6 protein-coding genes are annotated in these 13583 nt (G+C 64.0%); 1 reads left to right on the top strand and 5 read right to left on the bottom strand.

Annotation, left to right across the window (positions count from 1 at the left end):
* Positions 1-38: 38 nt before the first annotated feature.
* From AC5E6W_RS17085 to AC5E6W_RS17100, 4 genes are all read right to left on the bottom strand, one after another.
* A complete protein-coding gene (locus tag AC5E6W_RS17085) occupies positions 39-1385 on the bottom strand; it encodes a glucoamylase family protein (RefSeq protein WP_491753537.1) in 1347 nt (448 codons plus the stop codon).
* A gap of 82 nt (positions 1386-1467) precedes the next feature.
* Positions 1468-3057 carry a GH39 family glycosyl hydrolase gene (locus tag AC5E6W_RS17090; RefSeq protein WP_491753538.1) on the bottom strand — a complete coding sequence of 530 codons (1590 nt, stop codon included), beginning with the start codon at positions 3055-3057 and terminating at the stop codon, positions 1468-1470.
* Positions 3058-3150: 93 nt separating this feature from the next.
* The gene (locus tag AC5E6W_RS17095) at positions 3151-4671 is read right to left on the bottom strand and encodes a GH39 family glycosyl hydrolase (protein WP_491753539.1); all 1521 of its coding nucleotides are present in this window, start codon (positions 4669-4671) and stop codon (positions 3151-3153) included.
* Between the two features lie 155 nt (positions 4672-4826).
* Positions 4827-8381 (bottom strand): TonB-dependent receptor, encoded by a 3555-nt coding sequence (locus tag AC5E6W_RS17100; RefSeq protein WP_491753540.1) that lies wholly within the window; start codon positions 8379-8381, stop codon positions 4827-4829.
* Between the two features lie 365 nt (positions 8382-8746).
* On the opposite strand from AC5E6W_RS17100, the gene AC5E6W_RS17105 reads away from it, so the two are divergent.
* Positions 8747-9751 carry a LacI family DNA-binding transcriptional regulator gene (locus AC5E6W_RS17105; RefSeq protein ID WP_491753541.1) on the top strand — a complete coding sequence of 335 codons (1005 nt, stop codon included), beginning with the start codon at positions 8747-8749 and terminating at the stop codon, positions 9749-9751.
* 3 nt (positions 9752-9754) lie between these two features.
* Here AC5E6W_RS17105 and AC5E6W_RS17110 read toward each other — a convergent pair whose 3' ends face one another.
* On the bottom strand, positions 9755-13576 hold the full coding sequence (locus tag AC5E6W_RS17110) for an alpha-amylase family protein (protein WP_491753542.1): 3822 nt from the start codon (positions 13574-13576) through the stop codon (positions 9755-9757).
* Between the last annotated feature and the right edge of the window lie 7 nt (positions 13577-13583).

A 13583-nucleotide genomic window follows, 5' to 3' on the forward strand; every position in this document is an offset into this window, starting at 1 on the left:
GGATCGATGGGGGGTGTGAGGGATCCGATCGATCCGATTTATGCCGACCGGAAGCCTGTGCGTTGGAAGGCTACTGCGACCTCGGGGTTCTTGGCGAAGGTCTCCCAGACGAAGCCGGAACGGAGGTTTTCGGCCATCAGGAGGCTGATTCCCTGGTCGATACCGAGGACGTCGGGGTCGTACCAGTTGGCTGCGGGGTGGAAGGCGTCGCAGAAGCCGTAGCGTCCCCAGGCCTTGGTGCCGTGCTGATCTTTGAGCGCGCGGAGGACATGCAGGCAGTCGGAGGGGACGAACGGCAGCGAGCCTGCAGCGGCGTTGGGGACGACGGAGCCGTCGATCGGGCCGAAGCCTTTCGCGATGTCCGCCGGCGTGGGGTTCGGCTTTTGGGAGCCCGGGCCGCCCCAGGCGCTGTAGCCGCCCTGGTAGTCGGAGGCGCTGATGCCCCAGTAGTCGTCGGTGTAGGGCTTGCCCAGGCCGAGGCAGAAGGCCTTGTGCGCGTGGGTCGCGGTGACGGAGTTTGCGTAGTAGTTGGCGAAGGCGTCGTGCTTGCCGCGGAAGTCGAACCACGCATGGCTGTACTGGTGGATGAAGATGGGGTCGTTGGAGTTGATGTAGTCGAAGTCCTGGAAGTGCATGCGCGGGCGGGTCCACGCACTCCAGGTTGCGGGATCGACCGGGTGCGTGGGCGAGCCCAGCGCGAGCAGGTTGATCATCATCAGCTCGCAGTAATGATTCCAGCGTGCGTCGAGGAAACCGGCTGGCTTCGCGCCGCTCGCCGGCTTCCAACCCATGGAGAAGGTTTGGCCGCCGTTGAGCATCCACGGCCAGTCCACGCGGTTGTAGATCTTCGTCGCGAGATCGACGATCTCGGCGTCCTTGTGGAAGTGGGCGCGCGCGGTGAGCACACCGCAGAGCAGCAGTGCGGTGTCGATGGAGCTGAGCTCGACATCGGCCCAGCGCGCGCCGGTATCGATGTCGTTGAAGTGGTAGTAGAAGCCATGGACGTGGGGCAGATCGTTGGCGTGGAAGCGCAGTGTACGCCGGACTTGCTCTACGATCTTTGCGTGCGGAAAGTAGCCGCGGGCATCGGCGATGGAGAGTGCACTGAGGCCGAAGCCGGTCGCCGCGATGGAGGTCATGCGCCGCTTGTCGAGCCTGCCGTCTGCAGCCCACAGCGCGCGGTCGAGGACCTGGCCGTTGGCGGGGCTGGATTGCTCGACGAAGAATAGGCTGCCAGTCCGACAGAGGTCGTCGAGGAAGGCTTCCTCCTGCGGCGAGAGACGCGGCGCTGCATGTCTGGGAGCACGCGCGCCCAAGGCCGGTGAGGGCAGGGCAGAGCCGACTCCGGCTGCGGCGATCAGTTGCAGGGCTTGGCGGCGATGCATAATGTTGGGTCTTCCCTCGTGACGTCGCAAGGTTGGAGGAAGAAATGGGATGGGCATCACGCCCATCCCCGGGAAAGTCTGTTTACTTGTTGACGATCACCACGGCCATCCCGTGCGCGGGGACGGTGAGGTGCAGCTCGCCGTTCTTCAGCTTCGTGTGCTCAGCCGCAGCCATGGCTCCTGCCTTGCGCAGCTGCACGATCTGCTCGCGGGAAGGCCATGCGGGGCGGCCCATCGCGTCGAAGGCCTTCAGCACGTTGCCGTGGTCGGGATCGACGCGCAGGATCTCGACGCTGGCGCTCGAGCCGACGTGCTCCAGCTTGAGCGAGAACTCCTTCGCTGGTCCGGCAGGCTTGGCGTCGGGGCCGTTCTCCGGCGTGTAGTTTGCGCCTTCACCGGTGGGAGGAGCGTAGTTCCACAGCGCGATGGCGAGGCCGTTGGAGGTCTTCGTCGCGAGCGCGGAGTCGGAGTCTACGGCAATGCGCTGGTCGCCCAGTGTGTGCAGCGCGACGTAGGTGTTGAAGATGGCCTTGGGGATCTCGCGTTCGGCCATGAGACCAAAGCCGCCATAGAACGGCGTGCGCACGACGCCCTGCTCCTCGAAGACGTCGGAGAAGTCCCACATCGCCATGTTGGAGATCAGGCCGTCGCACTGGCGAATGGTGTTGGGCAGCCACGCGGCCATGTAGGGCGAATCGGTGATGTTGGGCTCGTTGGCATAGCTGGCGTTGTACTCGGAGAAGATGAGCGGCAGCTGTGGGAAGGCGGAGGCAGCGATCTCGTCATGCACCTTCTTCACCGAGCGATAGACCATCTGATCGCGCGGAATCACCTCATGCGTGCCGAAGACATCCTCGGCTTTGTCGTTGGCGTAGACGTGCGTGGAGACGAAGTCCACGGGCGCTCCGGTCTGCTTGATGTGCTCGAGGAATGGCGTAACCCATGCGGCCTGCGCCGTGGCGGGGCCGCCGATCTGCAGCCGCGGCGAGACGCTCTTGATCGCGCGCGCGGTGTGGTCGTAGAGCTCGAAGTAGGTGGGCTGGTTTGGACGTCCGCCCCAGAAGTCGAGGTTGGGTTCGTTCCAGACTTCGAACTTCCACGTTGAGACTTCCTCGATGCCATAGCGTTCGACGAGATGCTTTGCGAAGGCCTGGATCATCGCATCCCACTTCGCGTAGTCGGCGGGCGGCGAGACGTTGGGTTTGTACCAGAAGGCGTGCAGCATGTTTGGGTCGGCTGCCATCTTCTTTGGCATGAAGCTCATCTCGACGAAGGGGCGCACGCCGTTGGCCAGCAGTCCGTCGTAGATTTCATCGATGTAGGACCAGTTGTAGATGGAGTTTTTGCCGACGGCCTCGCCTTCCTGGCCAGCGGTTTGCGCGAAGTTGATGATGCGACGATCAGGATCGTAGAGCCCGACCTCATCATTGAAGATGCCGTGGAAGCGCACGCTCTGGAAGCCGGTGGCCTGATGCACGGTGCGCAGGTCGTTGCGATACTCCTCACGTAGTGAAAGGACCGCGCGGCCGGAGCCGAAGGTCTGCTCCCAGAAGTGCGGGAAGGACTTGGTGGGCGCGTTGGCGTCGATGGTGAGCGTTTGCTGCGCATGCGCGCCGCAGGGCACGATCATGGTGGCGGCGAATGCGAAGCTGGCGAGCGAGAAGCGAATCATGATGTCTTGCGTCCTTGCGGTTTGGCCGTGGTCAGGCGTCGAGCGCCTGCGAGGAAAGTGAAGCAGGGTGTTGAGGTCTGTTCGGCGATGCGATCATCGCGCGATACGGAGTAGGACGAGGGCGTTCGTGCCAAGGTTCAGGGTAAGCGTGTCACCGTCGAGATGCAGCGGCTGGGGCGGGCTAAGCGCCGAGTGTTCATTGAGCTCGCGAACCTGCGCTGGCGAGGGATATTGCGGCTTGCCCATTGCAGCATAGAGGGCCTGGGTGTTGGAGTGCGTGTCGTCGACGAGCTGCATCTCGACCGCCGCGTTGCGTTGCACGCCGGTGAAGCGCAGGTGAATAGACTTCGGGGCGGGAGGCTTGCCGACCTCGTTGAGATTCCATACGGCAATCGCGAGCGAGCCATCGCTGCGGCGCGTCACGATCACGTCATCGGCCTTGTTGGCGATACGCTGATCGCCGAGCTGATGCAGCAGGGCGAAGTCGTAGAAGCTTGGTTTGTTGATGCCGCCGGTGGCACGCAGACCGAACTGACCCTCGAAGGGATGGAGCGGCACGCCACCTTCTTCGAAGACATCGGAGAAGGTCCAATAGCTCAGCAGCCTGGTGTGGCCGTCACAGGTGCGGATGGCCTCGGCCAGTGCGGGGCCGACGTAGGGTGTGTCGCGGAGTTCGTCGCGGCCGGGGACGTTCCACTCCGTCCACAACAGCGGGAGGTTGGGTGTGGCGGAGTGCTCGATCTGCTGCTGGACATGCGCGGCAGCGGCACAGGTGCGGTCTTCCTCGCGGATATCTTTGTCGCGCAAGGGCTGGTCTTTCCCTAGCAGGCGCTCGACGGGCTCATCGTCATAGCCATGTGTGGAGACGAAGTCGACGGGGACGTTGTGCTCGTGCGTGTAGGCGAGGAACTCGGGTATCCATGCGGCGGCAGCAGTTGCGGGCCCGCCTACGCGCAGGCGCGGTGAGACGCCTTTGATGGCGCGCGCGGTGTGCGCGTAGAGATCGTAGTAGCTTTCATCGCGCGGGATGCCGTTCCAGAAGTCGATGTTGGGCTCATTCCACACCTCGAAGTACCACGTGCTCACTTCGTCGATGCCATAGCGAGCGATGAGATGCTGCGTGAAATCGCTGATCAGCGAGTCCCACTTGTCCATGGACTTCGGCGGCGAGACGTTCTGCTTGTACCAGAAGGGATGCAGGGCGTCAGGATTGAAGGCGAGCTTCCTGGGCATGAAGCTGATCTCGACGATGGGCTTGACGCCGCGCGCCAGCAGGCTGTCGTAGACCTGGTCCACGTAGGTGAAGTTGTGGATCGGGTTGCCGTGTTCGTCTTCGTTGTAGACGCCGAGTTCATCGTGCAGGATGGCGTGGAAGCGGACGTACTGGAAGCCGGTGATGGCGTGTACGGCCTCGAGGTCGTCGCGGTAGCTCTGGCGCATGGCCAGTGCGGCGCGGCCGGAGCCGAAGCCAAGCTCCCAGAAGTGCGGGAAGGCGTGGGCAGGAGCGTTGGTGTCGATGACGATGGTCTGCTGGGCGATAGCCACGGAGGGCGTCACCATCGCGAAGGCGGTGGGCACGGTCAACAGGGCGGCAGCGAGCGGGCGTAGCAGCATGGTCATCGGTTCATGGGTGGTGCAGGTCTTTCGAAGCTTGGGTGGCTCGCGATGCGAGCAGGCGCGGAGTGAACACGCGAAGTGTGAGGACTGATGAAGAAGAGAGGGCGCGCCACAGGTTTCGTGTCGCACCCTCTCCAGGTTACGGGTTGAGGTTAGAAGCTGAAGCGGGCCTGCAGCGAGATGGTGCGACCACCAAGTTCGGTGGTGTCCTGGCCAAAGCCGCCGTTGGTCACGTTGCCATTCACGCTGCCGGGGTTGAGGTTCTGGATATTGAACAGGTTGAAGACGTCGGCGCGAATCTCCAGTGCTGCGTGCTCGCCCGTGATGCGGTTGTTGGGGAGACCGAAGCCTTTGGAGAGCGAGGCGTCCACGTCGCGGTAGCCCGGCCCGGTAAAGGCGTTGCGATCCAGGCCTGGAAGCGGGGGGAGAGCCTTGTTGCCGACCGGGAAGCCTGTTCCGTTGGTCGCCTGCACGGCGTTGTAGAAGTTAGGAACGTTGAAGTACTTGTTCGAGTACGCCACCTCGTGAAGGGTAGACGAGCCGTTGACCACGGCCGTCGTGTTCTGCTGGCCGGTAAGGATACCCGCGTAGTTGGTGGCGTTGATGAAGGCCTTGTTGCTGTGGTCGGTGCCGCCGCCGCCGAGGTAGCTGGGGCGAAGGTTGTAGTAGCCGCACTGGCTGCAGTAGAGCGAGTCCTCAGTACCGTAGTTCGGTGAGAACGGGAAACCGGTATGCCAGTTGAAGATGCCGCTCAGCGACCAACCGCCGACGACCTTCTCCAGCCAGGCATGGTCGCCGTGCCAAATGACTGGCTGCCACAGGCCGTAGGCCTTGAAGCTCCTGCCGACGTTGAAGTCCGAGCGGCCGTAGGAGAGAAGCGCGTTCTCCGGGAAGTACGGATCTTCGTAGTACGGTCCCGAGCCATCGGTATCCATGCTCTTGGCCCACATGAATTGGGCATCGGCGGTGAAGTGGTGCACCATGGGGTGCTTCACCTCGGCCAGCATCGCATTGTTGTTGGAGCTGCCAACGTTCTGCCAGAAGTCTCCACCAGTGACGAGGGGGTTGAGCGCGTAGCCAGCGACGATCCCCGGCGCGTTGGGGGTCTCATGGTTGATGAGGTGATGGCCCACACTGCCCTGGTAGCCAAGCGAGAAGACGATCTCCTTGCTCCACTCGTACTGCGTGTCCAGCGAGTAATGCTCAACGTAGGAGGTGGGCAGGTTGCCGTGACCATCGCCTACGATGATGACCGTGGCGTTGCCGCCGGTGGGGAGGTTCGCCGCGTTATACGTCGTGATGGTGTTTGGATTGGAGGCGTAGCCGTTCAGCGAGGTGGGGCTGGAGCTGATGCCGTAGAGGATCGCGCCGCCGTTCGTGCCGGGGTTGCTGGGGCTGGCGAACTGGAAAGTATAGTAGTTCGCCGTGGGTGGGTTGTAGCCGGAGTTCGCGGTAATCGCGATCTCTTCCTGGTTGAAACTCAGCCCGTAGCCACCGCGCACCACCAACTTGTCGCGGAAGGGCGTGGGGCTCCAGTTGAAGCCGACCTGCGGGCCGAAGTTCAACTTTTGCGGGTTCCACAGATTCCCGCCCTGGACAATCGTCATGCCCGTATAGGCGGCGGCGCCTGCCCCCAGCGCAACGTGTGGCAGGTTGTTCTGCTTGTCAGTTAGCGGCCCAAAGTACGAGTAGCGGATACCAGCGTGCAGCGTCAGGTTGGGCTTCACCTTGAAGTCATCCTGCAGGAAGGCGCCAAAGAGATTCTCGCGTTGATCGGTGCGCACGCCGCCGGGAAATCCAGTGACAGAGTTGAAGCTGCCGGACTCCTGGTAGGGAGCGTCGTTGAGGAAGTCCCAGATGTTGTAGAAGCCGTAGGTTGGACGGCCGATGGGGTTGCTCAGGTAGTGCAGCGCAGTGAACTCGCCGCCGAATTTGATGGTGTGGCGGCCGGCGACTTTGGTGGCGACGTCCTTGTAGGTGAACGTCCACTGGTTATAGTCCGAGCCCAGCGATGTGCCGAACTGGGTGAGTCCGGCGGACGTCGACCCAGCGCCCGAGAAGAAGGTGATGTTGTCCTGGGGCAGGCCGACAGGCTCCTGCGGGTTGTCGGCGATCTCGTTCCAACGCCAACCGGCAGCGTTGGCGCGGGCCTCGTTGAGGAACGATGGTGAGAAGGTGTGGTTCCAGATCACGCTGAGGGCTTCGTTGATCTGACTGTGGTTGAACTTGTCGTAGCCGCGATCTCCGCCGTTGTACGCGGAACTGCCCTGCGGCACCCAATAGATGGCGAAGGAAAGATGATCCTTCGCTCCTACCTGGCCATCCATGCGACCGTTATATTGGCGGTAATACGACGTGAAAGGCACGGTCGTCTGGTAGTAGCCCACGTCGGCGATGCCGTCCAGCCCGCCACCCACGCCGGGGTTGGCCGTGCTTGCGGTAGACGTGAGGTCCTGCTTCCCCACGCCGCTCTTGATGGCCGATCCGATATCCAGGCCCTGGCCGGCAATGGTAGCGCAATTCACGCCTTCGGTAAGACCGACGGTGGAGCAGGTCTCGCCCGAAGTGACCAGTGTGCCGACCGGAGCCGCGCCCGCGAAGCTGAGGTACTGCTTCGCGATCGGAGCCGCTGCCGCCGAACTCCGGAAGGCCGAGGTCTCGTACCATCCGTTGGCCACAGCGTTGGAGCTGTTCGGTGAGGACTCGTAGGCGAAGAACGCGAAGATCTTGTCCTTCCAGATGGGGCCGCCGAAGCTGCCGCCGTACTGGTTGAAGCGCTGTGTATCCTTCTGCGTGGCGCCGACGATGGTCCCGTTGCTGAGGCGGATAGGCCGCTGGTTGGCGTTCAGGCCAGGCCGATGGATTGCAATGAAAGCGCTACCGTGCAGCTGGTTGGTGCCGGACTTGGAGGTGACGAGGGTCTGTGCGCCGGAGAAGCGGCCGTTCTCAGCGTCGTAGTCGTTGGTGACGATGCGGACGTTGTCGATCGACTCCTCGGTAGGGGTGATGATGGAGGCTCCGCCCCAAACAGCGCTGACCGTGCTGATGCCGTCGATGGAGATGCCGTTGTTGCTGTTCGCTTGGCCATTGGCGTTGGCTTGCGGCTTGTTCTCTGTGGGTGCGGCGCCGCCGGCGGTTGAGCCTGCGTCCCCTTGGTTGCCGGGCGCGCTATACACGCCGCCTCCGGCAGCCTGTGCGCCGTCCGAGATCGCTCCTGGAGCGAGTTGGGTCAGCGTAAACACGTCGCGATTGAACGACGGTGTGTGCTGGATGTCGTTGGCGCTGATGGTGGCGCCGATGTTGGAGGTCTCGGTGTCCATCGCGGGGGTGGTCGAGGCGTCCACGGTGATCGAGACGTCGGTGCCGCCGACGTCGAGCGAAACATTCACCGAGTTCGCCTGCTCCGGAATGAACTCCAGGTTGCTGAGTACCTTGGTCGAGAAGCCGGGCGCTTTCACGGTCAGCGTGAAGTGGTCCGCGGGTAGCGCGTTGAAGTTGAAGACGCCGCTGGGATCGCTTTGGTGAACGATCGTCTGGTTGTTGGCGTTGTCTTTGAGGGTCAGGGTGGCGCCGGGGATAACGGCGCCGGTGGAGTCGGTCACGGTGCCCTGGACGGACGTGCGGTACTGCGCGTGACTTGCTGCTGCACCGAAAAGCAGCGCGGCTGCGAGCGATGTGCCCAGCCACGTGCTACGAGTGATTCTCATGTTGCCTCCGAGGAGTGTTGCGGGTGAAGAGGCAGGCGCGGGGAGCATTGCCCCGGGCGCTCTGCCGAAGAATCGGTAAGACCGGTTACCGCCTTTGGGCAAACCTTTGCCTAAACCGACACGAGTTGTACGCGTTCGCTGACATCTCTGTCAAGAGATGGAATTGCCGGCGTGCCAGGATGGCGCCGTCGCTACAAACGCTCTTGACTGTGGATGCGCGGGAGGGTGGATCAGTTGCGGACAATCTGCCGCGGGATGATGGCTTCCTACATCGATCCGGATCGAAAGGGACTCCGCTGTGTCAGACTGCTCAGGTGACTGGAACGGGAAAACCCGGGGCGCCGCGGCGTCCGGCGAGCCTGCAGATGATCGCCGACCACGTGGGACTCTCGGTCGCAGCGGTCTCTCGGGTGCTCAACCGCGCCCCTGCAGCCAAGTCGATTCCCAAGGCCACGCAGGATCGCATCCTCGCCGCAGCCAAACAGCTCAACTACCGCCCCAACGTGCTGGCGCGTTCGCTACGCCGGGGTCACTCCATGACGGTGGGCGTGCTGCTGCCGGAGATCTCCGAGGGCTACGCCACGCTGGTGCTGGCGGGTGTGGAGCAGGCGCTGCTGCAGGCGGGATACGTCTTTTATCTCGTCAGCCACCACCATCAGGCGGAGCGCGTGGAGAACGCGCAGACCATGTTTGTGGAGCGATCCGTCGACGGCATCGTGGCGATTGATACCGTGCTGGCGCGCCACACCGTGCTTCCCACGATCACGGTGAGCTGCCCGGACGAGCAGGAGGGCATGACGAACATTGTGCTCAACCACCGTCGCGCTGCGGAGCTGGCGATCGACCATCTTGCGGGGCTTGGGCATCGCGAGATCGCCTTCATCAAGGGCCAGGCGTTCAGCTCGGACAGCGAGCCGCGCTGGCAGGCGATCCGGCACGCAGCTTCACGCGCCGGGATCACCGTGGACCCCAAACTGGTCGCTTCGCTGGAGGGCGACTCACCGACGCACGAGCCCGGCTACTTCGCGGCGCAGCGGCTTCTGGCTTCGGGTTCGAGCTTCACCGCGCTGTTCACCTTCAACGACGTCTCCGCCATTGGCGCCATCCGTGCGCTGCGCGAGGCTGGCCTGCGCGTGCCGCAGGATGTGAGCGTGGTGGGCTTCGACGATGTACAGTCGGCGGCGTTCCAGAACCCGGGACTCACGACCGTACGCCAGCCCCTGAAGACGATGGGCACACTGGCCGCGGAGACGCTGGTGCAGCGGATCGCCGCGCCGCCCGAGCATCCTGCACCCAAACAGCTGGTTATCGATCCCGAACTCGTGGTGCGTGAGTCGACCTGCCCACCTCCGCCGAAGCGGAAGAGATGAAGGCTAGGCCGGTGAAGTAGCCGCGACGCCCGGGGTGGCTTCTCCCGCAGTCGCCTCCGCCGTCGTCGCATCCGCGGACATCAGCAGTTTGTCCAGGTTGTAGCCGGCGTCCGCGGCATCTTTGCTGGAGGCAGCGACGCAGGCCTCGACGCCTTCGAGCGTGAGCTTGGTGGGTTTGCCGGAGACCAGCTCCAGCAGCGCCGGAAGCTGCATCCAGGAGAGCATCTCCTCGAACGACTCCTTGTTGAACCAGGTCTTGCCGCCGGACTCGTTTACCCCGGTGAGCCAGCTCACGTCCGGATCCGACCACGGCTTGGGCGTGCGCAGGTCGCATTCGCCCGCGTGGTGCAGCAGGATGCGGACACGTGCGGCGGCGCGCCATGCGTCGTCGCCCTCGAAGCCCAGCGCGGCGAAGGCCTCGGCCAACGCGGCACGGAGCTTGAGACGATCGAAGAGCTCGATGGAATGCGAAGGCCAGGGCAGGCTGCGCAGCACGGCATACGCCAGAGCCGGGGCGAGGACACGTTCGCCAGCCAACCCCTTCGCGCCGATTGGCAGCACGAGTCCAACGTTCGCGGGCCAATCCGCTGACAGGTTCGGCGCCAGCGAGGGCAGCGTTGCGACGGCAGCGACGGCGGCGCCGCAAGTCTCGTGGAAGCAGGATGCGGCGGAAGGCCGCGCACCCTTCACGGTGTCGCGATGACTCGTCGGCAGAGCATCGACCCAGCGCTCGAAGAACGGCTGCGCCGCGGACACGAAGGCCTGCACCCGGGCGTCGATGCCAAGCTCCTCGGCATGCAACTTGGCTGGGGATGCGGCGGCTTCTGGAGTCGCGGAAGGAACCACCGTGGGAGCGGACTCGTTGTCGGCGGCCGCGGGTTGAATGTGCGTACCCTCCACGTCAATCCCACTGCCTGTCGCACTGGCCGCGGTGGTGGCGGAGTCCGCGGCGGAAGGCTGTGACGCCGCCGGCTCGCCGGGTTGGACCACGCGGGCGCTGGCCTCGATCGCGGCGGTCTCAAGATCGCGGATCGTGGTGGGACTGAGCGCATCCCGGAGCGCCAGGTGCAGCGGCTGCAGGCGCAGGCTGAAGAGCGCATCGTTCAGCGAGCTCACGCCGGTGCCCGCGAGTTGATCGCAGAGCCGGCCCCAGGGAGCCTCGATGGTGGACCGCAGCTCGCGCCAGTCCAGCAGGACCATGTATTGGAAGCCGCGCAGGCTCGCGCTGAAGCCGCGCTCGTGGATCTCCGAGGCGCGGCGCAGGTACTCCAGGCCGCTGGCCGTGTCGCGGTAGCCAAGGATCAATTCGCCGTCATAAGGGACGTCGAGACCGTCAGCCAGCGAGCGCTGCCGAAGCTCACCCGAACCCTTGTCCATCGCGCCGACGGAGACATGGATGGTGCCTTCCGTCGCGCCATAGCTGTTGTTGTAGAGGATGAGACCGCGCTGGCCATCGCGCCGGTTGGAGTACGCGAAGACGTTCTCGTTCACCGTGCCATAGCCGGTCCAGAAGTCGTAGAGCACGAAGTGGTCGCTCTCGGCGAAGACCTTGCGCTGCTTCAGCAGTGGAGCGACCTCGTGCATGTGGCGCGCGATGAGGCCCTCGTTGGGGCTCTCGTCCATCTTGGCGGTCTTGTACTCCATGCCGTAGCGCTCAGTGTAGCCCTCAATCTGGCCGTGGCCGAGCATGGGCAGGCCGGGCAGCGTGGCCATCATGGTCAGCACGCCGAAGTACTTGTCGCCGGTGCCGAACTGGTCGATCGCGGTGCGTTCGTCGGGGTTGGACATGAAGTTGACGTAGCGCTTCAGGATGTCCGGATCGAACTCGATGGTCTTCTTCAGGTAGCTGCGGTACTTGGCGTTCTCTTCATCGCGCAGCATGTTCATGAAGGCGGAGTTGTACACGCGGTGCATGCCGAGCGTGCGGACGAAGTAGCCTTCGAGCAGCCAGAAGGCCTCGGCGAGCAGCAGCGTTCCGGGCACTTCGACGGCCACGCGATCGACGACCTCGCGCCAGAACTCATGCGGCATGAGCGCGTCGAACTCCTCCTGCGACATCGCGTTTTCGGCGCGCGAGGGGATGGATCCACCGGCTCCGGGCAGAGGGAACCACAGCCGCTGCACGTGCCGCTTGGCCAGCACCATCGCGGCGTCGAAGCGGATGATGGGGAAGAGCCGCGCGACGTAGAGGATCGTCTGGATGACGTGTTCTCGCACGGCGGCCTTCGAGTAGTCGAGCTGCGCCGTATCGTTCCAGGCGAAGGTCGTGCCATCGTTGCCGTGGTACATGTAGCGCGTTGCGCCGTCGGAGTGGTGGCGCACGCGGAAGACCACGGCCGCGTCGGTCTGGTCGTAGTAGTGGTCCTCGATCTTGATCTCGACGCGCGAGTCGGTGGAGAGGTCGGGGCCGTTGAAGGAATAGCTCGGGAACGGGCTCTCCCAGCGGTAGATGAACGCATCGGGGTTGTCGATGACCCACGGCGAGTCGATGCCCATGTGGTTGGGCACCATGTCGCTGGCCAGGCGCACGCCGAAGTGCGCGGCGCGGTCGCGCAGCTGCTCATAGGCGCTGTTGCCGCCCAGGTCTTCGGCGATGCGGTACTCCTTCAGCGAATAGGCGCTGGCCACGGCATCGTGATGTCCGCGCAGGCGCTTGATGGTGCGCGAGGCGACGGAGCGCTCCCACAGGCCGATGAGCCAGAGGCCCGTCACGCCGCGGTCGGCCATCAGGCGCAGCTCTTCCTCGGGGATGTGATCGAGCCGGTGGATGTGGCGGCCGTACTTCTTCGAGAGCTGCTCCAGCCACACGTACGTGCTCTTGGCCAGCAGCACGACGGTGGGCATCCATGCCTGGTCGGCGGAGAAGGCTTCGTATTCGTTCAGCGGCGCCTGGTAATCCGAGGCGTAGCGGCGCACGCGGTGGCCCTGCGCATCGGTCGTCCAGTACTCATCGAAGCCAATGTACTCATCGCCCACGAAGCCCTCACCGCCGCGGCCGGGGACGCCGTGGCGGTACCAGTCGGGCGCCGGCGGATGGAACAGCGACCAGATGGCGATGTCTTCCTCGCGCAGCGTGTCGATGGCCAGCAGCACGCGCTTCAGGTCCGCGCCCAGGGTCTTGCCCCAGTGCTCGCGGATGAAGTCCAGCTGCCCGGTGAGCGAGTCCGGCGACTTGAGGAACGGAGCGCAGAGGGTCTCGAAGAGAGTGCCCGTCTCCGGTAGCGAAGGCCGGGTGACGAAGTAGTCGGGCAGGGCCGCGGTGACTTCCTTGTACTTCGTGGCTTCTTTCAACGACTCGTCGTTGAAGAGCTCGCGGAAGGGTTTGAACGCGGGATTGGTGTTGGCCAGCCACAGCATCAGCAGCTCTTCGAAGGCAGCCTCGCGATTGGGCAGGCCTTCGGTGGTGCCTTTGAGCCACTCGGCCGCGGTCAGCTGGCCGCGATAGACCGCGACGTTGGGAAACTGCTCGGTGAAGATGAGCAGCAGGCGGTCGAGCTCTTTCTGCCCGGCTGCGGCATCCCCCAGCGTCTCTCCGAGAGAAGACGCGAAGAAGCGCATCGCCTCGCTGAGCACGGCGGGGTCGATTTCTTTGCGGTACTTGGCCACCAGCGCATGGTTCAGCTCATCGATGAGGCCCATCGCGAACAGCGCTCCGGCGTGCACCATCTTGTCCGGATCGTTGGCGGGGTTGCGCACCTCATTGAGCTGCTGCGCCAGCTTGCGACTGGCCGCCACGTTCGCGAACAGGATGTTGCCGGTGTAGCTGAAGAGCAGGTCGTCGAGCTGAAGCTGATCGCGGATCGAACGTGCGATGTGAAATTCCATGCTGGCC

It is taken from the genome of Bryocella sp. (genome assembly GCF_058498515.1).

Excerpts from the sequence above, each read along its gene's own strand:
- AC5E6W_RS17110 (WP_491753542.1), bottom strand. The coding sequence starts at position 13,576 with ATGGAATTTCACATCGCACGTTCGATCCGCGATCAGCTTCAGCTCGAC.
- AC5E6W_RS17105 (WP_491753541.1), top strand. The coding sequence starts at position 8,747 with ATGATCGCCGACCACGTGGGACTCTCGGTCGCAGCGGTCTCTCGGGTG.
- AC5E6W_RS17090 (WP_491753538.1), bottom strand. The coding sequence starts at position 3,057 with ATGATTCGCTTCTCGCTCGCCAGCTTCGCATTCGCCGCCACCATGATC.
- AC5E6W_RS17100 (WP_491753540.1), bottom strand. The coding sequence starts at position 8,381 with ATGAGAATCACTCGTAGCACGTGGCTGGGCACATCGCTCGCAGCCGCG.
- AC5E6W_RS17085 (WP_491753537.1), bottom strand. The coding sequence starts at position 1,385 with ATGCATCGCCGCCAAGCCCTGCAACTGATCGCCGCAGCCGGAGTCGGC.
- AC5E6W_RS17095 (WP_491753539.1), bottom strand. The coding sequence starts at position 4,671 with ATGCTGCTACGCCCGCTCGCTGCCGCCCTGTTGACCGTGCCCACCGCC.